The organism is Shimazuella alba, assembly GCF_009831235.1.
Lineage (GTDB): Bacteria > Bacillota > Bacilli > Thermoactinomycetales > Thermoactinomycetaceae > Shimazuella > Shimazuella alba.
The window spans coordinates 245020-270402 of the sequence record NZ_WUUL01000003.1 but is presented as its reverse complement, the minus strand read 5'-3'; the positions used below and the strand labels follow the sequence as shown (position 1 = coordinate 270402).

Sequence of the window (25383 nt, the reverse complement as noted above, 5' to 3'; positions counted from 1 at the left end):
TCAATCCCAGATTTTCCCACCAGCTAGACTGTAAGATCCTACTGAAAAATATATCTCTGGTGCATTATTGGAACCATCTCTAAAGCCTTCTACATAAAAGTCGTGACATTGACCATTTGACAATGTGTATGAGCCTACATAGTCATCTGCATTGTCTGGATCATACTCATATACTTTGTAAGAAATCGTTTTATACGTAGATGCGCAAATCCTAATCTCGCCACCATCAGATGTATATACATCTGAAACATAGTTACCTGCTGAATTTTTATGAAAAGTATCAAGACCATAATATTGCCATCCAGCTTCAGCAAATGCTGATGATAATGGAATTAGCAGTGTAACAGCCGATAAAAGTAGAGAAGCACCAAGTTTTTTAACCCTCATACCATTCATTCCTCCACTTATTTTAATAGCATTACTTATCGGAATTTCTTCCATTCATTATAGTTCCGATTGAGCTTATTGTATATTTAAATTAATAAAAAAAACAAGAAAATTTTATTTGTGATTATTTACATTTGTATAAAAAATACAATTATTTAGTGTTTTTATTTTAAAAAACCTAACTTATTGTCTTCATGATATAAATGGATACTTGAAAATTTAAATATTTTAACAATGGCGATATAATAGTTTCTCCCATTCCAAATAACGAGGCTCATTAATACGACTTCGCAGTGAGGGAAAATGAAGAGCTGGATTCTTTTTTCTGATTTTGTTGGGTTCATCAACCTAATCATTCGGCTTGTGAAGGTCGATTTTTACTAAAAAATTTTTTCTTCATGAATGCCACTCCTAGCAGTATTAGGGGAAGCACAAGTCCAAATGTTAAGGCATACAACGGCCAAACGGTGGTATCAAAAGATATAAGGTAACTTATATTTGGTGATATAATAATGGATAAAGGTAACAGGAGCATCGCCATTGGTAGCGTAAGTGGTCGATAATCGGAAAGATTTAACGTCTGTGAAAGACAAAACACAGTGATGTAAAAACAGATGATTAGCTTAAAAAAGATGGTTATAAACCAAATTAATGCGATAATGACTTCAACTCTCTGAATAAACTCACCTATCTCAATTTTCTTAGCTAATTCAAAACTAGCATATATATTACTTGCAGTACTTTCCGCACCTAAAACGAATATACTGATCAATGTAATGGTGAATAAAACAAATGCACCAATCAGCGTTCCGGTAAAAAATGCTTTTCCTGCTTTTTTAGGATTCTCCACACATGGAAAAATCATCAATAATAAAACTAGTTCCAGAAAAGGAAATCCAATATAAGGAATGGAGGAATGTAAGACAGGGGTTACTCCTTTTGCTAGTATTGGTTGAATGTGTTTCCATTCAAATTTTGGGATTAACAATAAGACGAATATGAAAAATAGCGAAAAAATCCATGGAGAAAAGAGGTCGGAGGTTCGGGCTATGTTGGAAATTCCATAGCGAGCTCCAATTGCCACTATACATAGATATACAATATGAATTGCTGAAATTGGCGTTTCCGGAAACATGGATGAGGTAAGAAAATCACCAAGATTTCGCAAGACTAAGGTAGTCAGTATGAGGGAAAACATAAACATTAAAAAAGATAGTAATGTACCTAGCCACTTTCCAAAGATTTCTTTGTTACATTCCACCAATGTTTTGCCAGGGAAAAAACTACCTAATGTATGATAGAGCCATACTAACAAAAGTCCTGCACTCATTCCAATGATAGCGGAGAACCATGCATCTTGTTTGGCTTCTGAAGCAAGAATAGATGGAATTAAAAGGATAGAGGTACCAATGATGTAAAGGGATATCAGTTTTCTAAATTGAGTTGATTCGATTTTCTCCTTTTTCGCCATCAAAGTTACTTCCCTCCTTTTCTTATCTCATCCCTCATCCTATAATCCATAAATCATCCTAATCCACTCCAGTGGGGTTGGGACTTCGATTCCAATGCTTACGACTATGTTTAGTATACATCCAGCCAGAAGCAAAACGGAAAAAGTACATAGTTCTTTCCATTTTTTCTCTTTTAGAAGAGTCCGACCTTCGAAAACTGTTATCAAAATACTAATTACTAAAATTATGATGACTGACCACATTCTACTCCTCCATTCTTTCTAAGAAAGATTTTGAGGTTTTATACATTTGTCGAACTTTTGATTTTACTTGTACATGTACCGGAATGCCTGAAAAAACTTCATTCCAGTTATTTTTTACATGTTCCCAGTACTCAGGGGACTTGCGTTCGACCTCTTCTCCAAAGCCAAATATATCCGATTTATATTTGTGCTGTAAGGTATTAACCGACAGTAAGATAGATTTTTGAATCTTGTTGTTGGTTAATTGTTCGACTTGTGAAATAGAGAATGGTTTCGTAAAGTCCATGCTACATTGTGCATCACTGATGACACCTTCTGTTTTTATGTTGAGATGGATTACAGGCTTCCCGTTTTTCATGACCACTTTTGTCTCATTTTTAAGATTGAGAAGCTCAACCGTTATTTTTTTGTTATTATCTTTGGGACAAGATAGCAGGACAGAAGTGCTCTTGATATTTTTTTGGATATAATTGTACCCAATACTTTCCTGCTCGTTTAACCAACCCACAAGTTTATCTTTTTTAAAAACAGCTAGATTTGAGTATATTTGTTTCACAGGAGCGGATATTTTTTCAGCATTTTGTTTCTTATTAATGAACTTACGATCTCCTTCGAGCGTAATTCCTGTTACTACTGCTTCCTTTCCTTTACTGATGATAGCAGATACTAAATCATCAATTTTAATCGCCGAGGTTTCTCCCCATACTTTTGATGAAACATCAAGAGCAGATTTTAGTTTTGTAGCTGGTGTTTTTTCCAGAGCAGTGAATACTTTCAGAATATCTTGTGCTTTAGATCCACGAGCAACAGCGACATAAAAATCTCTTCGGTATTCATGATCTCTGGTGATGTGATCTAACACTTTAGCCAAACCCTCTTTGGCGAATTCTTCTCCGAAAATCAGTATTTGCAGTTGTCCAACGTATATCTTTCTTGTGCTCCGTTTCGTCATTTTTCTTGCGGTCTCTTGTATCCCGTATCCACTCGTTTGAAATAAAACGACAGGAGCAATAGTAGAAGTACCACCCTCTTTTCCAGAAATCGCTTCTGGGATAAGAACTTGGTCTGATAGCAAGATTTGTTTTTCACCTTGTTTATCTATTCCCATGGCAACGGAAACAGCTAAATCGTTTAATTCGCGACGATTCCAGCACCCGACTATAATGATCGTACAAAGGATAAACATAAGTATTTTGATTAATCTCTTCGTATCAACCACTTCCTTCAGGCTCTGGTTTCGAGACAGATGTACCATTTTCTCGAATTACATTTTTTTCACTCGCTGTTTTAGGACGTTTTGTCATCTTCCACCAAGGAACACGCAGATACAATGTATCTTTTTTATCTTCTGTATTGTTGGGACCAAATGGATACATGTAGGGAACTCCAAAAGAGTGTAAATGACATACATTTTGAATATGTAAAATGAAACCGGCTACAATGCCAAACAAACCGAAAGAAGCTGCTAGAGTCATCATCGCAAAACGTAAAATTCTAAAGGCAATCGCCATGTTATAAGAAGGAATGGTGAAACTAGCTATCGCCGTGATGGAAACGACGATAACCATCGCTGGTGATACAATGCCTGCTTGAATTGCAGCTTGACCAATAACTAACGCTCCGACGATAGAAATAGTTTGTCCTACCGCTCTTGGCAAACGGGTTCCTGCCTCACGTAAAAGTTCAAAAGTTAATTCCATCAAAAATGCTTCAACGAAAGCGGGAAAAGGTATTCCTTCTCGTTGTGCGGATAAGCTGATCAAAAGTTGAGGAGGCAGCATATCTTGATGAAAGGTTGTAATCGCGATATAAAAAGCTGGGCCTAGCATGGATATAATCAAAGAAAAATAACGAAGCACACGTAGGAGGGTTGAAATATCAGAACGTTGATAGTAATCCTCTGCTGATTGGAAAAACTGGGTAAAAATAGCTGGAACCAAAAGAACAAATGGTGTTCCATCGACTAAAATAGCGACTCGCCCTTCTAAAAGCCCTCCTGCAATTACATCTGGCCTTTCGGTATTATAAATCGTAGGGAAAAGTGTAAACGTTTTGTCCTGTATCAACTCTTCGATATATCCGCTTTCTAATATCCCATCTATGTCAATACGCTTGATTCGATCACGAACTTCATTCACTACTTTTTCCTTTGCGATACCATTTACATACATGATAGAGACACTGGTTTTTGTTACACGTCCAACTTGGAAACTTTCGAGCCAAAGGTTAGAATCTTTAATTTTTCGCCGTATCATGGCGATATTAGTTGCAATATTTTCGGTGAATCCTTCTTTAGGACCTCGTATTACAGTTTGAGAAGTAGGTTCTTCAATTCCACGTTGCTTCCAACCTTTTGAAGCTATCAATAGACAACGATCATAACCTTGACATAAAAGAACGGTATCCCCAGATAAGATTTTGGTCAAGACCGTATCAAAGTTCATTGTTTCCTGTATTCCACCAACAGGGAGCAATAATTGCTTGATGACATGTAACGAATCTTCGTGCTTCGATTGTATTTCAAAAAAATCGTTTTGATGATTGGTCAGTAAAGGTTCTATAATAAATTTATTGACTAATTTGGTATCGGCTAGACCAGTAGTATAGATGATTGCAGCTTGGATTTGGTTTTGTCTACCTAAACGGCATTCTCTTACGATAATATCTGGGCTTTGACCAAGAGATTTAGTGATGTTCTGAATATTTTCTTGAAGTTTTGTACTGATATAAAGTGCCTGATGATTAACATCCTTATGAGTCGTGGATATTTGAGTACGTTTTGTTTTTCTAAGTGATTTGGTTTTCATGTAAGTAACACACCCCACGACATGTTTAATATTTAGTTTCCCTTGTAAGTAATTATTTCATACACATTGGCAGATGAAACTGTTCTGGATTTTTTTGTTGAAAATGTTAAGCGATTTATCAGTTGAACGTGTCTTACTTTTTGAGGTAAGTATCATTTTACGCACCCCCACTAACTTTGGTAGAGGCAGTCGAACTAGCATTTTCAACAAATATGTAACACGGTGAATTTTGTATTATAAAAGCCTATCCATGAAAAGCTCAGAGATGATCTTAACATGACTCAATATTATACAGCTATTGCCATATCATCATATAAACAACCAAATTTGTTGGTACATAGATGTTTGTAAAGTATATCTATAATGTAATGGTCTATAAACTCCTGAAAGATACTACACCCGAACAGATCAAAGCAGCAGGCAATCCATTTACAGCAATATACATACAATCCAAAGGCGATCCGATTGCGGATCTGTATGAAGATATCGCCGTAGAAGAGAAAGCCAGATCGACATATCAGTGAATTATCGATCTGTCCGATGATCCGGATATCAATGATTCTCTGAAGTTTTTGAGGGAACGGAAGATTAACATGCCCAACGTTTCCGTGAGGCAGTGGAGTTGGTGAAGGAGTATCAGGGGCAAAAGAAGCTTTTTAGACGAACATATTTTGATTCCTTTAAAAGTCAATAGAGAAGAGAAGAACAACTGATATGGGAAACTGAACTTACACCAAATAACAGTTGTTTTTTCGCATGCAGATTACCCCATGACTCTCTAATAAGAAAGGGTCAAAAAAACATCTGATTAATAATCAAGGATTGACGACATTTTAGTTTACTGCTTTTTGGTAGTTTTTTCTGGGATAAATAAGAAGGCAAAAAGTATACCAATTATCTGTGCAATAGTCATGATTTAAAGTTTCATTCAGAAACACTATGGTTACGAGAATGGAAAAAAAAGAGAGTCCAATAGCCCTGTATTATGTTCACGTAAATGCATTTATGTCTCTAATAAAATGGATTAAAAGGAATAAGAGGTGAAATCATTGGAACTTCTTCAGCTCGAGTACTTCCGTACTCTAGCTCGATTGGAACACATGACAGAAGCTGCAGCGGTATTACATGTTATTCAGTCATCGTTAAGTAATACGATTCAACGTTTGGAAGAAGACTTGGGAGCTTCCTTATTTGATAGAAGTGGGCGCAAGCTCAGATTGAATGAGTTTGGTCGTTCATTTCTTCGACGTGTATAGAGAGCTTTGTTTGAATTGGAGGAAGGGAAACGTGAAATCGTTGATTTGACAAAGAGCGATTATGGTACATTGGCACTGGCTGTTAACACTGCCTACATGTTGCCAAACATCCTTCTTCGATTTCGGGAAATTTGACCACAAGTCCAGTTTCATGTACAACAACTGAGAACTCATGAAATGGTAATGCTAGTTAAGAAGGGTGAGATAGATTTTTTTCCGCCGATATAAGGAAGTGAACTAGTTTGTGATATCGTTTTCCAAGAGCAGATTTATGTGTCTGTCCCAACCACTCATCGCTTAGCGAACAGAGAGCGAATTCGTTTATCTAAACTTAAGGAAGAGAAGTTTGTGAATTTAAAAAAGGGTTATGGAATTCGTGATTTGATGGATTTTTATTGTGAGAAGGCTGGATTTGTACCTGAAAACGCGTATGAAGGAGATGAACCAGCTACATTAGGTGCTAGGGAACGGGAAATAATCCATGCACAGCGTTTTCGTGAGGCAGTTGAGCTAGTGAAGAAATACGAAGAAATTTTAAGACAGATTGTCAAGCGTAGGTGTTCAAGTAAGAGGGAAGAAAAACACTATTAATTTTTCGAATATCTAAATCTTTTGGGATTTTTTACTTGTAGCTTTTTATTATTTAGTAAATATATAATTATCTTAATCAAAATCAATAACTAAATAGTATGAAGTTTATTAATCCTTATTTTCATATTGGAGGGGTTTGGATGAAGGTAAAAAAAGTTGGTGTTTCGCTTTTGGCTTCAGCTTTTGTTCTTGCAACACCCTTTACAGCATTTGCTGCATTGACCTATAAGGGCAACTATAGTTTTAACTATAATTCCAATCGAACAGCGTATGTTACAAAGGTTATAAGTACTGATGGTGGAGATTTTAAAATTTGTCCTAGTACTCTTGTAACTAAATCGTATGATTTGTACGAGTATGATCCAGATAATGCAGATGATTATATCGGTTCTGCATGGTTATCTACAGGAGATTGTTATACTTTCAAAAATCTTGGCAACTATGAACCTGGCAGTAATCCACCTGAAGTTTATGTAAAGACATCAACTTATCAAGCATATGGTTCTTCTGTTAAGGTCTATGATTAATTATAGGAGCGTCTAGTATATTAAAAATGATAGCGCTATCATTTTTAATATACATTATTCACACATTATTTAAACTTAATACCGTTTTGGTTGTTATCGTATTTGCAGTTATTGGATTATATCGGTGACTAGGGCTTTAATTATAATCCGAGTTTTGGATGATTATTTATTGTATGTATTTTCTTATTATTACTTGTTTTTTCTATCTAATAAAATATATAATTATTTCAATAGGAAATAGTTTTAAATATTCCGACAAGTAGGAGTGGGGAAATGAACAGCATGAGGGTCAAAAAACTTGGGGTTTTTTTATTTTTATCAGCTGTTGCGAGTGACACCTTTTTCGGCAGCATTTGCTGAAGCTGGTTAGCAGAAATTCATTGGATTGCGGACGGTTTAACATGGAATTCATCTTCTGGTTTGTTACTGATACCATTACTTCATATGGCAGGGGTTTTAAAATTTGTGTTGCAGTAGCTTCTGGTAGTACGAAAATCTTCAAAGCATATGAATATGATCCAGATAATGAAGACGATTCAATAGGTTCTTTGTCTTTGAGTAATGGTCAATGTGTAACTTTCAATGTGGACAGATTTTCGAGATGGATCAAATAACAGACCAGAGATATATGATGGCACTTTCATATGCTGTCTTTTTAGATTTTTAGATTAGAAACAAACGGGCTTATTTTTAGGGGAATATAAGTATAAAACGAAATACAAAAAATTCTAGAAGTTTTTTTATAAGGAGATGCAACGGCTGCCAACCAAATAGAAGGTAATTTTGAGGAAGGCAAAAGAGTTTAAATACTGTATTTCATAGTGAGAGATCGTTACCAACGGCTCTGTCCTATACTTGTGAAGGCTCATCTAGCACACGATCATAGTTAGCCAAGACTCCTTCATTTGCTTCTAGTTCATCTTCATTTCAAAAAACTCTTGTCCAAGCAATCGACATACGAAACGCTTTGAAACCTATTTCTGCAAACAATGCAATATCTTCTTTGTAACAATGATAGAAATCAATTGCTTCGTGGTTTGGATAGTTATATCAATCTCGATAAATTTTAAAATCAATACCGGATGTCCGCTCTAATACTTCAAGCCTTTTTTCACCTCTTAGAGGAACATATGCACTGATGGTAGTAGTATGTCTACTGCGAATTTTCTAAACGCTATGGTTTTATTTATGTAGATAAAGAGGATGATGGCAGTGATTCAATAAAACGTATGAAGAAATAATTTTTTTTGGTATAAAGATGCAATTGCCACAAATGGAAAAAGCTCGATTAGTAACGAAACCACTACTGGCTTTGGTAATGGTTTCGTTGTGTAAGCAGCAATGATATATCAAGAATTTGGGTTTGTTTATAAGTATTCAGTCTATTTTAAAGAGGATACTAGAAAGAATTCAATAAGAATAAATAAAATGAGTTAAATTTTTCTTTGACAAAAGTATCAGATCGGATGAAGGAAATTTTAAAATCTGCCCAAATACGCTTCTAACAAAAACTTTTTCGTTTGTACAAATATGATCCTTCTATTTTATCAAGGACATGTGACTTCTGTTAAGATTTATGATTGATTATAAATTTATCCATGTTATTCATCAAAGACAGTACTCTCATGAGCCTGTCTTTTTCATTTAAAATCTCACTTCAAAAGGAATTGGATGGAGAAATACTATGAAAAAAAGGAAGATAATAGAAAATCACATCATGAATGGATATCAATTAATTCTCTAAATTAGGGTAATATGCTAATATGTTTCATTATTCATTGGTTTAATTTGATAAACTAGTTTTGCTGGCGAAAATAACAAACGAATTATATATAGCATTATTTTAATAAGTAAAAAAAGGATTCCCATAATAGTTGGTTTTTTTGTATTCTAAATAAGAAAGGATAATAGAGCAGTTAGCTCAATGTAAAGGATACATAAGTTTTTCGAAAAGAAAATGGTCATATTAATGAAGAGGAGTGATGTATGTGGATATTTTATCAGCAGAATATTTATCGGCTTTGTTATCCATCATTGTTATTGATTTAGTTTTAGCAGGGGATAACGCAATTGTAATTGGCTTGGCGGCAAGAAATTTAGCAAAAGATCAGCAAAAGAAAGTGATTCTTTGGGGTACAGTAGGAGCAATTGGGATCAGAGCGATCGCAACATTAGCTGTTGTTTGGTTACTGAAAATCCCTGGTTTGTTGTTGATCGGTGGAATTTTACTAGTTTGGATAGCGTATAAACTCCTCGCTGAAGAAAAAGGGCATGACGTAAAGGCTGGAGAGAGTATGTGGGCAGCTATTCGTACCATTATCATTGCAGATGCTTTAATGGGATTGGATAATGTCCTAGCTGTTGCAGGCGCAGCGCATGGAGATTTTTCCTTAGTAATCATTGGTTTATTGGTTTCTGTTCCTATTGTTGTATGGGGAAGTACGCTGATTTTAAAATGGGTTGAGCGATTCCCTATTATTATCACCATTGGGGCAGCAGTTTTAGCTTATACTGCTTCCAAAATGATCGTAGATGAGAAATTTTTAAAAGGCTTTTTCGATGATAATCCCATTATAAAATGGGGACTAACGCTTTTAATTATAGTAGGAGTAGTATTTTTTGGAAAAAGAAAACAGAACAAAAGTGTCAGTTTGGAGCAAAAGTAAAAAAGGTCTTGGTTTATACCAAGACCTTTTTTACATACTTTCAACTTGTTTAAGCAATTTTATTTTTTGAAAAAACCGAACTAATTTGTTCCCCATAGGTAGCATTCGTAGCTCATTGTGAGTAACCGTTTTGGTGAGAATGAGAACAAGGAAGTAGATAACCATTGCAATGACGATATAGATGAAGCTTATGCCCATATAACCCCAGCGACTAAAATGTTCTGCTGCAAACCAGCCTCTCATTGGATGGTAAGAGACATATAAAATTCCAGCCATAATCAAAGATGAAAATAGTGGTTTGACAAATACATTTTTGATGGATACTGTTACGTTTGTTTTACGGAAAACCATCCAAAGGTTTAGCATACAAACTACGATATAAGCAATTACCATCGCAATGGCAGAACCTGCAATGCCATAGAGTGGTACAAAGATAAAGTTTGAAATAAATTTCACACCAGCACCGATCAATAAGTGACGAACGGGCAGTTTGTTATAACCCAATCCTTGCAATATACCAGAGCTAGTAACAGCTAATGTACTAAATATAGCAGAAAATGCTAGTATGGCTAATGTTGTTGTTCCTTTTTCGTCCATATACATCGCAATATTAAATGGTTCTGCCAATATACTGAGGCCAAGACTTGCTGGGAGACTGATAATAAGTGTCATCATCCATGCTTGAGATATTTTATTATTGACAGCTTCCATATTGTTCTTTGCTACATATGCACCGATCGCAGGTATCAATGCAAGGGTGAGAGAAGATGAGAAGGTAGAAATAATATTTACAAAGGGTTCCCCACGTGCATAGATTCCATAGAGTGTACCTGTCATGGCATCGGTATTACCCATGCTTACTAATATTCTTGGAATCGTAAGCGAATCAACTAACCCAATCAAAGGGAGTACAAGCGAAGCGAGTGAGATGGGGATCGCATAAGCAATAATTTTTTTGGATAAACCCCATAACGACTCTGGTCTCCTTCTGGGTGAACTTTCTTCTATTTTTGGTGTTTTGTCTCTGGAGTTGTACCAGAGAACAACCAACAATCCTGCAATTGCACCGAGTACAGCTCCTGCTGTAGCACCAGCAGCTAAAATCTCTGCTCCAAAACCAGAAGCTTTCAACCAATAAACTAACGCAATAACAGTAACTACGCGAATCACTTGCTCGATCACTTGAGATATTCCCGTCGGCATCATTTGTTGATGACCTTGGAAGTATCCTCGATATGCGCCCATCACAGGTACAAAGAGTATTGCAACAGCAAGTACTTGAATGGGCAATGTATTTTGTGGACTATGTAACATGACATTTGCGACAAAACTTGCTCCAAAAAATAGAATGAGTCCAAAGAAAACTCCTGTTAGTGAGAGGATGATAGCAGCAGCTTTCTTTACTCTTTGAGCCCCTGCATAATCATCATGCGCGAGCCGCTCTGCTACAAATTTGGAAACGGTGATCGGAATCCCAGCAGATGCGATCATAAGGAGGATGGAGTAGAACGGAAACGAGATCCGATACAATCCTACGACGTGATCGCCTGCAATGTTTTGTAAGGGAGCCCAGAAAAGACTACCCAGTATTTTTGTGAGTAGTGTTGCAATACTGAGAATAAGGGTTCCCTTGATGATTTTGTTTGACATAAATCAAGCTTCCTTTAACCCATTTTTTACAATATCCCTTCCATTTTAACAGCTTATTGGATAAAAAACGATTAAAAATGGATGACAAATCAATTCAGATAAGTAATATTAGTGAAACTTTAAAATTGAATTCCGTATTTAGTTTTGAAAATTATTTTGCTATAGTATAAATGAAGACATACTTTACAGGGTGTGTCTCTATTTCCAAGGAGTTCATCATGGCAAAGAGGTCGAAGAAGCCTGTCAAGCCGGAAAAGAATATCGCCTTCAAAGGTACTCGTCTTGGTAAGCTCAATCCTGTGCAGCCACGATATGTTTCATGTCATGCATGTATTAGAGCAGGAAAGAAGTGTACTTGTAGCACTGGATGAGTCCTTGGGAGAGGGGCCGCAGGTGAAGTGCCTGCGGTCCCGCCTGATTTTATTGATAAAATTACTCTTGAAATTTCCTAGGTGTCTATTTGTTGCGTCTTTGTACAAAACCAACTACAATAGCATAGAGAGATTTATCAGAGCAATTCCCAGCATGGGTGAGGAGGCGCAACATTTTGGGCATTAAATTAATTAATATAGGTTTTGGAAACATCGTATCTGCAAATCGAATCGTGTCGATTGTGAGCCCGGATTCAGCTCCAATCAAAAGAATTATTCAAGAGGCACGGGACCGAGGAGTACTGATCGATGCTACATATGGAAGACGAACCCGTGCGGTTATCATAACAGATAGCGATCATGTGATTCTATCAGCAGTACAACCAGAAACAGTCGCACAACGGCTTGCAAATGTAACAAGAGAGCAGTCAGAAGAATTAGTAGATTAAATGTTCACGAATTGGTAATAACTACTAAAAGATGTTACGGTAGAAAGGTATACGATAATCCATGACAAATCCCAGTTATCAAGACCGCGGTCTTCTTATTGTAGTATCGGGTCCGTCTGGTGTGGGAAAAGGAACTGTATGTGGGATGTTACGGAAACGAAATCCCAATTTGATCTACTCTGTTTCTGCGACAACAAGGTCTCCAAGACAAGGAGAGCAGCATGGAGTCAACTATTTCTTCCATACAAAGGATGAATTTTTCTCCATGATGGAGCAGGGTGAACTGATTGAGTGGGCAGAGTATGTGGGTAATTATTATGGAACTCCCCGCCAGTTTGTAGAAGATAAATTAAATGCAGGTGAAGATGTCATCTTGGAGATCGAAGTCCAAGGTGCGAAGCAGGTTAAAGAATTATTCCCTGAAGGGATTTTTATTTTTCTACTACCACCATCAATGGATGAATTAAAACGTAGAATCATGGGACGTGGCACAGAAACAGTTTCTGCGATTCAACGGCGTCTTCATGTGGCTTCAAGTGAATGCAAAGAATTGTCTATGTATGATTATGCTGTGATCAACGATCGATTGGAACATGCTTGTGAAAAGATAGAATCAATTCTGGTGGCTGAGCATTGTCATACTTCTCGAGTTATTATCGAAGATTAAAAGTAAGATATAGGAGGAATGGATTTTGTTATATCCATCCATTGATAAACTAATGGCGAAAGTCGACAGCAAATATTCTTTGGTAGTACTTGCTGCAAAGCGTGCACGTGGGTTATTAGAAGGTCAAAACGCACATATTAAAGCTCGCTCGAATAAGTTTGTTGGGGTTGCTTTAGAAGAAATTTCTTCTAATATTGTTGTGACACCTGTTCGTGCAAGAAGACAAGTGGAAGGAAAGTAAACATACCATACTTTCGATGAAAAAATAAACAACCTGATATTAGGTTGTTATTTTTTTACTAGATGAGAAAAGTTTTTATGGTATTAAAATATACAGCAAAACACATGAAAGTCTTCTTTAGTGAGGGATAGAGATGGAGAAAAAACGGATCTTACTGGGTATCACTGGAGGGATCGCAGCATACAAATCAGCTACGATTGCAAGCAAACTAACTCAGCTTGGGATGGATGTACGTACCATCATGACGAAAGCAGCTACAGAGTTCATCACCCCACTCACTCTACAGACCCTTACTCGTAACCCTGTAGCGATTGACACCTTTGATGAACGTGATCCATCTCGTGTAATGCATATTGATTTGGCTGATCACGCTGACTTGGTTTTGGTTGCTCCAGCAACTGCTAATATAATCGGAAAAATGGCAAATGGTTTAGCTGATGATATGCTGTCTACCGCTATTTTGGCAACAGAAGCCCCGATTGTTCTTGCTCCTGCGATGAATGTGCATATGTATCAAAATGCAATAGTACAAGAAAATATGAAGAAATTAGCATCGCAGGGTGTTCAATATATCGAACCAGGGGAAGGGCAACTGGCCTGTGGATATGTTGGCAAAGGTCGATTGGCAGAACCAGAAGATATTGTTACATGGGTACAATCTTTTTTTGCGCATAAACACCTCTTGTCAGGAAAAACAGTTTTAATCACAGCAGGACCGACCATAGAAGCGATTGATCCAGTTCGCTATTTGTCTAATCATTCTTCAGGAAAAATGGGGTATGCACTTGCATCTGCTGCTCTGTCAGCAGGGGCAAAGGTCATATTGGTAAGCGGTCCTGTTTCGTTAACTCCCCCAAATGGAGCAGAAATAATCCAGGTCAAAAGTGCACAAGAAATGTATGATGCAGTACTTTCTCATATCGATAATGTAGATATTGTAATGAAAGCAGCAGCTGTATCTGATTACAGACCAAAAGAAGTATTATCACAAAAACGCAAAAAACATTCCGACAACTGGGAGATAGAACTGATAAAAAATCCCGATATAGCATATGAAGTAGGCAAACGAAAACGAGCCGGTCAACTATTGATTGGGTTTGCTGCTGAAACAGAAAATATAGAACGATATGCAAGGGAGAAGTTGGAGAAGAAAAATATGGATTTTATTGTTGCTAACAATGTACTCCAAGAAGGTGCGGGATTTTCCATTGATACAAATGCAGTGAGTGTATATGGAAAAGATGGATTGATTTCAGCCTATCCCGTCATGCCAAAGCGGACCTTAGCTGAGAAACTGATCAAATGGGTTGGAGAACAGCTATGATTCAAGTAGCAAAAGTAGTGGTAGATGTTCCAAGTAAAGGGACAGATCGACCATTCGATTATCTTGTCCCAGAAGAACTGATTGGGGAGGTGCAGTTAGGCAGCCGTGTAGAAGTACCTTTTGGACCTAGGAAAATTCTTGGCTATGTCGTTGGCATAAGCCTATCCTCCTCTGCTCAAAAACTCAAAAACATACTCGATGTGAAAGACATCCTGCCACCATTGACACAAGAACTACTTCAACTCGGCCAAGCGATGGCAGAAGAATATTTTTGTCATACCATAACTGCATTCCAATCGATGATCCCGGCTGTTTTAAAAGGGAAATATCAAAAGAAGATTCACTTAGGATCAAAAGCTATTCCTTTTGATGGAGCAGCAGAAGGGTTGCAGCAGCTGCTGGAAAAGAAGTCATCTTGTAGTTATGAAGAAGCAGAGCAGCTAGTTGGAAGAGCTGTTTTGCGGAAATTAATTCAAAATCAATCTGTGTTGGTGGAGGAACATGTAGGGGATCGAGTAACCAAAGAACGAATTTCTTGGGTTCGGTTGATCGATCAAGTAGACATACGTATGATCCCTGCGCGAGCAAAAAAACAACACGAAGTGATGCAGTATCTTCTTAACGATTTAAAAGAGATCCCATTGCCAACGCTATTAGCTGCTACAGGGGCAAATAGACAAACAGTAAAGGCATTGGAAGAGCGAGGAATGGTACGGATCGAAGAAAGGGAGCAATACCGAGATCCCTATCGAAATGCATCTTTTGTGCCTTCTGTTCCCTTGGCATTGACGGAGGAACAACAAAAAGCATATGAAACCATCACAAAACCGATAAAAGAAGAACATTATGAAACCATTTTGTTGCATGGTGTGACAGGTAGTGGGAAGACAGAAATTTATCTTCAATCCATCGAAGAAGTTTTAAATAAAGAGAAAGAAGCGATTGTATTAGTGCCAGAAATCTCGCTCACTCCACAAATGGTTGATCGGTTTAAAGGGAGATTTGGAGACAAAGTAGCTGTACTTCACAGCAGATTGTCTGCTGGAGAAAGGTATGATGAGTGGCGAAAGATTCGTCGAGGAGAAGTACAAGTAGCCATTGGGGCTAGATCAGCTATTTTTGCCCCCTTTACGAATCTCGGATTAATTATCATTGATGAAGAGCATGAATCTTCTTATAAACAAGAAGAGAGCCCTCGGTATCACGCCAGAGAAATTGCTAGATGGAGAGCTCAATTTCATCAAGCAGCTGTCGTTTTGGGTTCAGCAACTCCTTCATTAGAAAGTTACTTTCATGCACGGACAAATGTATACTCTTGGGTTACCTTGCAAGAACGTGTCCAAGGCAGACCTTTTCCTACCATAAAAACGGTAGACATGCGTGAAGAACTCAAATCAGGCAATCGGACGATGTTTAGTAAAGACTTAACGACATCCATCCAAGAAACGATTTCACGTGGAGAACAAGTAGTATTGTTTTTAAATCGCAGGGGTTATGCTACTTTTGTTCTCTGTCGATCTTGTGGAGAGGTTGCTAACTGTGAACACTGTGATATTGCCTTAACTTATCATCATACAAATCGAACGGTTCGTTGTCATTATTGTGGATATACCGAAAACGTGCCAACTAGCTGTCCGAATTGCCAAAGTGAACATATACGGCATTTTGGTACAGGAACACAAAAAGTGGAAGAAGAGTTAGGGAAGCACTTTCCGGGAATTCGAGTGATTCGGATGGATATGGATACGACGAGTAAGAAAGGCTCCCATGAACGTCTATTGCGTTCGTTTGGTGAAGGAGAAGCAGATATTTTACTTGGGACACAAATGATCGCCAAAGGCCTTGATTTCCCCAAGGTTACTTTAGTTGGCGTTATTGCAGCAGATAGCATGCTTCATCTTCCGGACTTTCGTTCGGTTGAGCGAACATATCAGTTGTTGACCCAAGTGAGCGGGCGTGCAGGCAGGCATGAGCAGCCAGGGAAAGTTATCATCCAGACATACCAAGAAGATCACTACAGTATTCAAATGGTAGCAAACCACGAATCGGAAACTTTTTATCGCAAGGAACTATTATTGCGAAAACAACATCATTACCCTCCGTTTTGCGGGTTATTTACGATTACGATCAGTCATACCGATCGAGTACTTGCAATGAAACGGGCCGTAGAAATTGCAAATCTGCTGAAAGGGAATAATGGATACGAAGTATTAGGACCAGTAGCCCCTTCTGTATCCAAAATCAAAGATCGCTATCGAATTCAAGTAATGGTGAAATATACACATGATTTTGAGGTCATTCGTGAGATACAATCCAAATGGAGAACCATTGAAGAGTGGCCCAAAGACAAAGAGTTACGCATACAAATAGATCGTGATGGTGAGATAGGAGTGAGCGCAAATGTCCATACGCAACATCGTGAAATATCCCGATCCCATTCTTAGGGAGAGAGCCAGAGAAGTAACGAAGTTCAATGACAGACTTGGGAAATTGCTTGATGATATGGCAGAAACGATGTACGATGCCCACGGCGTTGGTTTAGCTGCACCGCAGGTAGGGATTGGGAAACGAGTCTTAGTTGTAGATGTGGGAGACCAACTGATCGAGATGGTAAACCCAGAAATTATTGAGAAATCAGGAGAACAAACAGAGCCGCCAGAAGGCTGCCTCAGTATCCCTGGTGTGTTGGGATATGTAAAACGGGCAAATTTCATCCGGGTAAAGGGACAGGATCGGGATGGTAATCCAATCGAAATAGAAGCAGAAGAATTTTTAGCTCGCGCATTCCAGCATGAAATCGACCACTTAAATGGTGTGCTTTTTATCGATATTGCAGAGAACGTGTTTCGACCAGAGGAGGAAGCAGATCAATGAAAGTAATTTTTATGGGCACCCCAACTTTTGCGGTGCCTTCTTTGTTAACTCTAATCGAAGAAGGTTATGAGATCGTCTCTGTTATTACACAGCCGGATCGACCTGTAGGGAGAAAGAGAATCCTTACGCCTCCACCAGTGAAAGAAGTTGCAATGGAATATGAGTTGCCTGTATATCAGCCTGAAAAGATAAGACTAGCGGAAGGGATTGATTATGTAAAATCTTTGCAGCCAGATCTGATTGTGACCGCTGCCTTTGGACAAATTTTACCAAAAGAAATCTTAGACATCCCAAAGTTTGGTTGTATTAATGTACATGCTTCTCTCCTGCCAAAATATCGAGGAGGTGCACCAATTCATCAAGCTCTCATCGATGGTGAAAAAGAGACTGGGGTTACCATTATGTACATGGTGGAAGCGCTAGATGCAGGAGATATGATCAATAGCCGCAGTATTCCTATTACAGATGACGACCATGTTGGGAGCTTATTTGAAAAATTATCCCATGTAGGAGCAGATTTAGTGAAAGAGACATTGCCTGCCCTCCTGCAAGGAAAAATAACCCCTGTACCACAAGATGAAACGCAAGCAACTTATGCACCTAATATCAAAAGAGAGCAAGAGGAGATAGATTGGAGCAGATCAGCAGAAGAAATACGCAACCAAATTCGAGGCATGCATCCATGGCCAGTAGCATTTACCTATTGGAATGGACAACCTTTTAAAATATGGTGGGCAGAATTAACAGAAGATGGACCTGAAGCAAAAAAACCTGGTGAAGTTTGGGAGATGACACCAGAAGGTATAGTAGTTGCTACAGGTTCGGGCTCGCTTCGGTTGACAGATGTTCAACCAGCAGGGAAAAAGCGTTTGGAAGCAAGTGATTTTATTCGAGGTCGTCAAATGATTATTGGGGAAGTCTTTGGGATCAATAAAGAGGAAGTATGAGTACATACTCCTCCAAACGGCTACTAATTATACAAGTAGTCACTTTTAAGCATTATGATATGAGATCCTAGAACCAGCAACTGAACGACGAACCCTAATGGACCAACAAATGGAGAACAGACCGATATTTATTTCAAATCGGTCTGTTTTTTATACAGGTAGGAAGAAATTACACAACGATTATATTCCTCGTGAGCAAAACCTAGGCTATTAGGCTAGGTTTTAATTTACTCAATGATTCAGTTTATGCTGGATTTATTCTTTATAGGTTTTCTTGACCAATCCCCACGCATGAATGCAGGGGATTCTTGGGACGGTAGTCTCATGACCACTTCATTACCAAGCTAACCCCGTGAGCCCACGGTTTAAATGTTCCATGAATCATTTAAGCAGCTTGGTTATCGCCTGCGCACGGTATGCGGATGGATGTTTGCAAAGATCTTTTTCCAAAAAATGTCATGCTTATGAGAGGGGTAAAAACACCTCTCCCTTGCCCAACGTTCGCTTTCATCCCCACCGCTGAAGCTTGGGGTTTTCCCGCTCACAAAGATATAAGAAAACCTAAGTCATCCGTAAAAAAAGACAAATATTACGCAGACTACAATAAAACACCTAACTAAAAAATAACGAATGCTACTAGCTTCTAAAGAAGAAGAAATAACTTTATCAGGGTTTTCCAGATGATAATAAACTACAACTTTTTCTCCAGTAACATAGTTGAGAAGATTCTTATTTGCCTGTATTTTGAAATGCTGTATTCAAAAATAGGATAAGACATTCTTTACTCATTTGGCTATCTACAATTGGCTTCGGCTTTTGATGCTTTTCTTCGAACGAATAAGTTCTTTATCATAGAGTGCAGTAAATGGCAGATAGCTGTTCTTCTTTTGGATCAACAAACATCGGTGGAGTTTTCGACGAAGATTAAAAAAGGCGGTGTTGTTGCCATCAAATAAAAAACCAGTTAACACTGGGAATAATCGAGTTAGCTGGTTTTGCTAGCATGACAAAATAAATGCACATGTTCTAAAAATACATGAACATAGGATTGTGAGAGCCGTCGTTTGGTGGCTCTTTTGCGTTGTTCTCAAATCTATACTTTTTTTGTATAATCAACTCGGTAATATTCGTTTATTCTTAGAGGAGAAGAGATGCCCAGAGTTCCTCGTACAGAGTCTGATACGAAAGTTTCTCGGTTGTTTGGTAGAAACCTTCTTCCACTCAGGTTGCACAGAAAGATGACTCAAGTAAATTTGGAAGAGTCACTTAGGAAATTGGGTCTTACAACTACTCATACTACTCTTTCCTATCTGGAACGGGGTAAACCCGTCACGACAAAGGGTAATGTTTTATCTTTTTTGAGTGTAAATATAGACCTACTTGTGGGATGTTCCCATGTTCTTCAAGTATATCCTGAGTGGTTTCTCACAGAACATAAGAACATCACAGCTGTTCTTCCAAAGGGCTCTGGAATAACCGATATAGATTTTCCTAAACCAAATGACATTAACACTTACTTTGGTCCCAATCTTCGTCAACGCCGATTGGAGCGAGGTTGGACACAAGGTCAATTGGCAGAAGCGGTTCGAAAGAGAGGATTGCCAATGGTAACTTCGCGTATCTCCATGATCGAGTCTAAAAAAGACATAAGTGTGACTGTAGATCAGTTTATGGCACTCGTAGATGCCCTAGATACCACTGTCAATAGGCTTCTCTGTAAATCTTAAGTGTCTTCCTAAGAATAAGCGTCCCACTATCATAAATTCAAATTTTATGATAGTGGGACTAATTTTTCTTTTATACCTATTTCATCTTGTCCAGCAATTTTATGTATTTCTGCAATCTACTTTTCAAGAATAGCACTTACTCCAACTGGTTTTTACTCTCAAACAGCTTCGTTTTTTCTTATAGGTGCATTTGTATTTTAAAGTGAAGAAGTGTATTTGGGGCAAACAAACTAGAGAAAAGCTTGTTTGCCGTCCAACCATTACGAAAGGAAAGGAATCTCTACTTTTTTGTTGTTGACAAGTACCTCCATCGGATTGCGATTGCCATTCTTTTTGAGGGAAACAACTACGGTTCCAGTATAAGGCCTAAGTGGCCAATAGCTACTGGATGCTTGTACTCTGATAAAACAAGCATCGTTAATTATGACATGAGCCCCTTTATTTTGTATGGGGTTTCTTCCTTTCACTGTGATGGATACTTTACCGAAGCTTTTTGTATTTATTTCCGCTTCCACTCGGTGGGTTCCGATCATGGTAAAGCTCAATCCTTGAGACAAGACAGACACCTTTCTCTTTTGAAATGGTAGTGGATTTATAAAAATAGTAGCATATTTTCTTCGTAAAAGGTGTACAATCTCTTTTATGTTTAGAAAAGGGACAATCCTAAGCCAAGGATTTTTTGACTTATAGTGATGCTATAATCATAATAGAATGCAAATATATGTTTGGTATGGGGGTCAACCGCAGTGAGGAAGATATTACATATGGATTTGGATGCATTTTTTGCGAGTGTAGAACAATTAGACAATCCAGAACTGCGGGGAAAACCAGTGATTGTTGGTGGCAGAGAAAATAGAGGAGTTGTTTCTACCTGTAGTTATGAAGCTAGGGCATTCGGCATTCACTCTGCAATGCCGGGGGCAGTGGCGAGAAGAAAATGCCCTCATGGGATATTTGTTCCTGTTCGGTATGAACGTTACAAGGAGAAGTCAGCAGAGGTAAGAGAAATATATACCAATTATAGCGATCAATATGAAACACTTGGATTAGATGAGGCATATTTAGATGTCTCCCATTTTGCAGATGCTGTTCCGATTGCCAAAGAGTTAAAACAGCGGGTCAAGCAAGAGACTGGACTTACTTGCAGTATTGGTCTTTCGTATAATAAATCATTAGCGAAAATAGCTAGTGATCTTAGAAAACCAGATGCATTGGTTATTATTCGTCCTGAGGAAGCACTGTCGATATTAGAAAACTTACCTATTGGAGCTCTTCATGGAATAGGGAAGAAATCAAAAGAGAAATTGGCGCAAAAAGAGATTTATACGGTGAAAGATTTTTGGAATTTATCGCGAGATGAAGTGATCCAGATGTTTGGCAAATTTGGGTACGATCTTTATGATCGAGCGAGGGGAGAAGACAAGCGGGAAATTGTTATGGATCGAACTGTCCGTTCCATAAGTAGAGAAACTACTTTTCCAATAGATATTTACGATCGAAATGATGTTGCTTCTCTTGCAAAAGAATTATTGGAAGAAGGTATACAGGCAGTAGAAAAGAAGAATTTAAAACCCCGGACGTTGTCTCTGAAAATCCGGTATACGGATTTTACAACCCATTCCAAGCAACGAACTGCTTATGATGAAGTCGATTGGTTTGTGCTATTAGATGACTTGATTGATTCATTTGACTATACGAGTGGTATACGTTTGATATCTGTTCGCTTTTCTAACTTCATGGAGGAAACAGATGGGTCTCATTACCAACAATTGTCCTTGAGTTGGGAGGATGAAAACAGATAAAGTGGTGCTCCCCTTGGAAAATATTTCCCAAGGGGAGTATGTCCATTTTACAGCTTGATGGAGATGGACTGCTTTGGTGTAAGGATCAGCTCACTTACACTACCAATCTTTTCTCCGCGGCAGCTGCCCTTTTCGATATCATCACGAGAAGCAAAGATGACGTGGGGATTTGGTCCCTTGCTTGCTGCTACTAGCTTATTCATCACGAGCTTAGGAGGATGAACATCATAGATGTCTGCGAGACGAATCTTATTCTTCTTGTGCTGGTATCCAGATCCAAATCCAAGGAATCTAATATGTTCTTTCTCCTTGAGCGCATTCATTTCCATCTGAGTAAGAATGTCCATCTCCTGTGTGAGTTCCTCGCTCATTTCTCGTATCATGGAGATTTCGCGCATGGTTCGCTCACGCTTGATAAACCAAGTAATCATTTCGTCAACTCGGTTTTTGGGAAGCATGAGCCGGATATCAGGCTCGCTTTCGAAATCTGTAGCACCAAGCCTTCGAAGGAAAGCCATTCCCTTTGATGTAGCTTGAAGACCTCCTCCGATCGGGGTGAAAACTCGTTCCTGATCTCGCTCCAGCCTTCTTATCGGGAGCTATGGATCGATTAGCCTCCTTCACCCCCATTAAAAGTAAAGGATAAACATGGACACGTATTGTACCTCGGCAGTTTATCCAAAACATTAAGCCCAGGTTTAAGGGTCGGTTGGGTTATCGGACCGGAACCTGTAATTGAACGATTATCCGATATTAAAATGCAAACCGACTATGGTTCTAGTTCTTTATCTCAAAAAGTTGCTGTTAACTAGTGGGTTATATGAACAACATCTCAAATCTGTAAGAGAACAACTTAAAATACGGAGAAAGGTGGTTTTGGAAGCTTTATATATTCATTTAAAGGATATAGCGGCATGAGATGTACCAAAAGGGGGGGGGGATTTTATTTGGTTGAAAATACTACCAAAATTATCAATGGGGGAATTATATACGAAGGCATTATCCGAAGGCATACTTGTTAACCGAGGTAATATTTATGGTCAAGAATCGAACCGTTATCTTCGTCTTTCCGGTGGGTATGCTCCGTTAAAGGATTTGAAAAAAGGTATTTACCAACTTAGTTGTATCATTCAAGGAATAGCAAAACGTTAATAAAAATACTTCTAGCCTAGCATCTATCAGGAAAAAGCTATGTAGAACAAGTTGATGGGCTTAGATTGTTTTTTGTTGCTTATAGCATTTTCTGGAATGATTCAATATTTGGCCAAATTGCACTTCGTCGTTCAGTTGCTGGTTTAACCTTTTTAAGCCTCATCAGCTCCCATTTATATTTCTAATTTGGATACTATGAAAAACCATTTTAGATTTAGAAGTATCTGTCGCATCGACTATAAATAGAATTCCAATTTGCTAAAGGATATTTCGGATTATATATTATAAAGATAATACATACTTAAAAGTAGAAACTGGGAGTGGAAAATTATGCATTCACTAGCTCACTTTTATCGATTCGGCAAAATGCGGGAAAAAGGCAGTAATACCTCCATAAGGAATGGTTAAAAAAAAGACTGCTAGATCAATAGGAAACATAGTGCTATCGAAAGTTCTATTTTCCGAGCTTTGTTTTGCAATGGAACTGGTAGTTTTACAATGGAACCTAGTTACAAAGCAATGATTGAGAAAAAGATTGCAATGAAAATTAAACCATGAAAAGAGTATATGTGTAATAGCCATATTCCCAGTATGGGTCCTACCGCCATCGATATTGTCATCGCTAATCCATACAACCCCATCTCCTCTCCTCTACGAGTTTCCAAGATAATATCTGCTACTGCTGTTCCGATGGAGATAGTAGATACAGCCGGACCTATTCCATGCAGCAAACGTAATAAGATAAGTATTAACACTCCATTAACCCAATTGTTAAAGCACATAAACAAATTTATCATCCTTCCTCGGATCGAAGAAAGTTGGACAAGTTATATTGCAAATTCCTAATAATCCCTATTTTGACAGATGTTCCCTTGATCGATATGTAGAATGCCTTTTTTCATTTAACAAACACAAATTTGTAATCAGGGAATGAATCAATTTACATGTTATATCAAAAATAAAAGAAATTTCTCTCTGGAAAATTAGTAAATATCTCAAGAGAGAAGTTTCTTTTTTATTTCACCCTTTTAAAAATGTGTAGTAGAACAGTGATCAAAAATCATGTTCAGATCAATATTTCCTTTGTCGTTAATAGTTCAATTCAATAGAATCCTATTTTTTCTATTTATGAGAATTTTATTTTTTTATGAGATATATAATAATATTATTTACAAACAAAATATTAAACGTTTATGCTAAAGGATATAAAGTTTTAAACTGTACAATATCTCAGAAAGTGTGTGTGATGAAAGAAAAAGTAGAATTTCATTTTCTTTTTATCTCAATACAAAAGGAGTAAAAATATGAAAAAGATTCTTTCTATTGTGATAGCGCTATCATTAATTTTGACTCTTACCGCTTGTGGATCGAAAAAAGATACAAAAAAAATTGCAATCCTCACTCCTTATCTGTCATCTGTAACAACCAATCAAATGGTAGAGCTGTTAAAGAAGGAATCCAAAACCAAAGGTTGGGAAGCAAATGTAGTAGATACCAAAGGTGATGTAGGACAGTTAGTTAGTAGAATGGAAGATGTGATAGCTACTAATGTGGATGCGATTGTTTTGGTAAGTACAGATCCAAACCAAGTAAAAGCACAAATCCAAGCCGCAAAAGAAAAGAATATCCCTGTCTTTGGATGTGATTCTGGTTATATTGAAGGTATGGCAATGAATGCCACAAGTGATAACAAAGCGATGTCCAAGATGATCACTGAACATCTTTTCAAACAATTGGGTAATAAACCAATCAATCTTGTTGTACTTACACATAGACCTCACCCTGGTGTACTAAAAAGAACGTTGGAGTTTGATGAATTACGGAAAAAAAATCCAAATGTGAAAAAAGTGATTGAACAACAAGTAAATGTACCTGGACCGATTGAAAACTCTCGAAAGCAAATGGAAAATTTATTGCTCGCAAATAAAGCAGAAGGCTCCATTACAGCGGTATGGGCTGGATGGGATGAGCCTGCTATTGGGGCAACGCAAGCAATTCAAGCAGCTGGTCGAAAAGATATTATCGTAACGGGGATCGATGGCAATAGCCAAGCGGTAAACTTAATTAAACAAGGTTCACCACTTGTAGCGACAGTGAAACAAAACTTCTCTGGCATGGCTGAAATTGTAACGAAACAAATCGAACTTGTTTTCCAAGGCGAACAAATAACCGAAAAAGAACAATATGCACCAGCATCACTCATCACCAAAGAAAATGCTGGAAAATAAGTG

Annotated in this window: 20 protein-coding genes and 5 pseudogenes; 16 read left to right on the top strand and 9 right to left on the bottom strand. The window is 37.9% G+C overall.

Annotated features, from left to right (window positions below; all coding sequences use genetic code 11):
• From GSM42_RS06245 to GSM42_RS06230, 4 genes are all read right to left on the bottom strand, one after another.
• Complete coding sequence (locus GSM42_RS06245) at positions 1-441, bottom strand: hypothetical protein (protein ID WP_160800687.1); 441 nt, start codon at positions 439-441, stop codon at positions 1-3.
• A gap of 298 nt (positions 442-739) precedes the next feature.
• On the bottom strand, positions 740-1858 hold the full coding sequence (locus GSM42_RS06240) for a GerAB/ArcD/ProY family transporter (RefSeq protein WP_160800806.1): 1119 nt from the start codon (positions 1856-1858) through the stop codon (positions 740-742).
• Between the two features lie 244 nt (positions 1859-2102).
• Positions 2103-3320: a Ger(x)C family spore germination protein gene (locus tag GSM42_RS06235; protein WP_160800686.1), complete on the bottom strand. Its 1218-nt coding sequence runs from the start codon at positions 3318-3320 to the stop codon at positions 2103-2105.
• Positions 3313-4908: a spore germination protein gene (locus GSM42_RS06230; protein ID WP_160800685.1), complete on the bottom strand. Its 1596-nt coding sequence runs from the start codon at positions 4906-4908 to the stop codon at positions 3313-3315. The genes GSM42_RS06235 and GSM42_RS06230 overlap by 8 nt, the downstream gene beginning before the upstream one ends.
• A 368-nt stretch (positions 4909-5276) precedes the next feature.
• Here GSM42_RS06230 and GSM42_RS06225 point away from each other — a divergent pair.
• From GSM42_RS06225 to GSM42_RS06215, 3 genes and pseudogenes are all read left to right on the top strand, one after another.
• Positions 5277-5602, top strand: a pseudogene (locus tag GSM42_RS06225) (manganese catalase family protein); the annotation flags it as partial.
• 355 nt (positions 5603-5957) lie between these two features.
• Positions 5958-6620: pseudogene (locus GSM42_RS06220) on the top strand (LysR family transcriptional regulator); the annotation flags it as partial.
• 275 nt (positions 6621-6895) lie between these two features.
• Positions 6896-7282 (top strand): hypothetical protein, encoded by a 387-nt coding sequence (locus tag GSM42_RS06215; RefSeq protein ID WP_160800684.1) that lies wholly within the window; start codon positions 6896-6898, stop codon positions 7280-7282.
• 812 nt (positions 7283-8094) lie between these two features.
• On the opposite strand, the pseudogene GSM42_RS06210 reads toward GSM42_RS06215, so the two are convergent.
• Positions 8095-8362: pseudogene (locus tag GSM42_RS06210) on the bottom strand (family 1 glycosylhydrolase); the annotation flags it as partial.
• An 80-nt stretch (positions 8363-8442) separates the two neighbouring features.
• On the opposite strand from GSM42_RS06210, the pseudogene GSM42_RS20955 reads away from it, so the two are divergent.
• Positions 8443-8617, top strand: a pseudogene (locus tag GSM42_RS20955) (family 1 glycosylhydrolase); the annotation flags it as partial.
• Positions 8618-9270: 653 nt separating this feature from the next.
• On the top strand, positions 9271-9948 hold the full coding sequence (locus GSM42_RS06205) for a YjbE family putative metal transport protein (protein ID WP_160800683.1): 678 nt from the start codon (positions 9271-9273) through the stop codon (positions 9946-9948).
• A 30-nt stretch (positions 9949-9978) separates the two neighbouring features.
• Here the strand turns inward: GSM42_RS06205 and GSM42_RS06200 are convergent, their stop codons facing one another.
• Positions 9979-11598, bottom strand: coding sequence for a putative polysaccharide biosynthesis protein (locus GSM42_RS06200; RefSeq protein WP_160800682.1), 1620 nt, complete (start codon positions 11596-11598; stop codon positions 9979-9981).
• 547 nt (positions 11599-12145) lie between these two features.
• Between GSM42_RS06200 and remA the strand changes: the two genes are divergently transcribed.
• The 8 genes from remA (at position 12146) to GSM42_RS06160 (ending at position 20198) form a co-directional block, all read left to right on the top strand.
• A complete protein-coding gene (gene remA / locus GSM42_RS06195) occupies positions 12146-12418 on the top strand; it encodes an extracellular matrix/biofilm regulator RemA (RefSeq protein WP_160800681.1) in 273 nt (90 codons plus the stop codon).
• A gap of 61 nt (positions 12419-12479) precedes the next feature.
• Positions 12480-13085, top strand: a complete 606-nt coding sequence (gene gmk, locus GSM42_RS06190) for a guanylate kinase (RefSeq protein ID WP_160800680.1) — start codon at positions 12480-12482, stop codon at positions 13083-13085.
• A 25-nt stretch (positions 13086-13110) separates the two neighbouring features.
• A complete protein-coding gene (gene rpoZ / locus GSM42_RS06185) occupies positions 13111-13326 on the top strand; it encodes a DNA-directed RNA polymerase subunit omega (RefSeq protein ID WP_160800679.1) in 216 nt (71 codons plus the stop codon).
• Between the two features lie 133 nt (positions 13327-13459).
• Positions 13460-14650 (top strand): bifunctional phosphopantothenoylcysteine decarboxylase/phosphopantothenate--cysteine ligase CoaBC, encoded by a 1191-nt coding sequence (gene coaBC / locus GSM42_RS06180; protein WP_160800678.1) that lies wholly within the window; start codon positions 13460-13462, stop codon positions 14648-14650.
• On the top strand, positions 14650-17094 hold the full coding sequence (gene priA / locus GSM42_RS06175) for a primosomal protein N' (protein ID WP_476712892.1): 2445 nt from the start codon (positions 14650-14652) through the stop codon (positions 17092-17094). Before coaBC ends, priA begins: the two co-directional genes overlap by 1 nt.
• The gene (gene def / locus GSM42_RS06170) at positions 17051-17524 is read left to right on the top strand and encodes a peptide deformylase (protein ID WP_160800676.1); all 474 of its coding nucleotides are present in this window, start codon (positions 17051-17053) and stop codon (positions 17522-17524) included. Before priA ends, def begins: the two co-directional genes overlap by 44 nt.
• Positions 17521-18471, top strand: coding sequence for a methionyl-tRNA formyltransferase (gene fmt / locus GSM42_RS06165; RefSeq protein ID WP_160800675.1), 951 nt, complete (start codon positions 17521-17523; stop codon positions 18469-18471). Before def ends, fmt begins: the two co-directional genes overlap by 4 nt.
• Positions 18472-19709: 1238 nt before the next feature.
• Positions 19710-20198: a helix-turn-helix domain-containing protein gene (locus GSM42_RS06160; protein WP_160800674.1), complete on the top strand. Its 489-nt coding sequence runs from the start codon at positions 19710-19712 to the stop codon at positions 20196-20198.
• 260 nt (positions 20199-20458) lie between these two features.
• Here the strand turns inward: GSM42_RS06160 and GSM42_RS06155 are convergent, their stop codons facing one another.
• Positions 20459-20755 carry a hypothetical protein gene (locus tag GSM42_RS06155; RefSeq protein WP_160800673.1) on the bottom strand — a complete coding sequence of 99 codons (297 nt, stop codon included), beginning with the start codon at positions 20753-20755 and terminating at the stop codon, positions 20459-20461.
• A gap of 189 nt (positions 20756-20944) precedes the next feature.
• On the opposite strand from GSM42_RS06155, the gene GSM42_RS06150 reads away from it, so the two are divergent.
• Positions 20945-22000, top strand: a complete 1056-nt coding sequence (locus tag GSM42_RS06150) for a DNA polymerase IV (RefSeq protein WP_160800672.1) — start codon at positions 20945-20947, stop codon at positions 21998-22000.
• A gap of 47 nt (positions 22001-22047) precedes the next feature.
• Here GSM42_RS06150 and GSM42_RS06145 read toward each other — a convergent pair whose 3' ends face one another.
• The gene (locus GSM42_RS06145) at positions 22048-22584 is read right to left on the bottom strand and encodes an SMODS-associated NUDIX domain-containing protein (protein WP_202404818.1); all 537 of its coding nucleotides are present in this window, start codon (positions 22582-22584) and stop codon (positions 22048-22050) included.
• Between the two features lie 6 nt (positions 22585-22590).
• Between GSM42_RS06145 and GSM42_RS06140 the strand changes: the two are divergent.
• A pseudogene (locus tag GSM42_RS06140) lies at positions 22591-23152 on the top strand (aminotransferase class I/II-fold pyridoxal phosphate-dependent enzyme); the annotation flags it as partial.
• Between the two features lie 509 nt (positions 23153-23661).
• Here GSM42_RS06140 and GSM42_RS06135 read toward each other — a convergent pair.
• Entirely contained in the window at positions 23662-23949 is a 288-nt protein-coding gene (locus GSM42_RS06135) for an MFS transporter (RefSeq protein ID WP_237446495.1), read from the bottom strand.
• Positions 23950-24456: 507 nt separating this feature from the next.
• Here GSM42_RS06135 and GSM42_RS06130 point away from each other — a divergent pair.
• Complete coding sequence (locus tag GSM42_RS06130) at positions 24457-25380, top strand: sugar ABC transporter substrate-binding protein (protein WP_160800670.1); 924 nt, start codon at positions 24457-24459, stop codon at positions 25378-25380.
• Positions 25381-25383 lie beyond the last annotated feature (3 nt).

What these genes read in the sequence shown, in the direction of transcription:
- GSM42_RS06215 (WP_160800684.1), top strand. Translation starts at nt 6,896, where the DNA reads ATGAAGGTAAAAAAAGTTGGTGTTTCGCTTTTGGCTTCAGCTTTTGTT.
- gmk (WP_160800680.1), top strand. Translation starts at nt 12,480, where the DNA reads ATGACAAATCCCAGTTATCAAGACCGCGGTCTTCTTATTGTAGTATCG.
- GSM42_RS06240 (WP_160800806.1), bottom strand. Translation starts at nt 1,858, where the DNA reads ATGGCGAAAAAGGAGAAAATCGAATCAACTCAATTTAGAAAACTGATA.
- def (WP_160800676.1), top strand. Translation starts at nt 17,051, where the DNA reads ATGTCCATACGCAACATCGTGAAATATCCCGATCCCATTCTTAGGGAG.
- GSM42_RS06200 (WP_160800682.1), bottom strand. Translation starts at nt 11,598, where the DNA reads ATGTCAAACAAAATCATCAAGGGAACCCTTATTCTCAGTATTGCAACA.
- GSM42_RS06245 (WP_160800687.1), bottom strand. Translation starts at nt 441, where the DNA reads ATGGAAGAAATTCCGATAAGTAATGCTATTAAAATAAGTGGAGGAATG.
- GSM42_RS06160 (WP_160800674.1), top strand. Translation starts at nt 19,710, where the DNA reads ATGACTCAAGTAAATTTGGAAGAGTCACTTAGGAAATTGGGTCTTACA.
- GSM42_RS06135 (WP_237446495.1), bottom strand. Translation starts at nt 23,949, where the DNA reads ATGATAAATTTGTTTATGTGCTTTAACAATTGGGTTAATGGAGTGTTA.
- GSM42_RS06230 (WP_160800685.1), bottom strand. Translation starts at nt 4,908, where the DNA reads ATGAAAACCAAATCACTTAGAAAAACAAAACGTACTCAAATATCCACG.
- fmt (WP_160800675.1), top strand. Translation starts at nt 17,521, where the DNA reads ATGAAAGTAATTTTTATGGGCACCCCAACTTTTGCGGTGCCTTCTTTG.
- coaBC (WP_160800678.1), top strand. Translation starts at nt 13,460, where the DNA reads ATGGAGAAAAAACGGATCTTACTGGGTATCACTGGAGGGATCGCAGCA.
- GSM42_RS06130 (WP_160800670.1), top strand. Translation starts at nt 24,457, where the DNA reads ATGAAAAAGATTCTTTCTATTGTGATAGCGCTATCATTAATTTTGACT.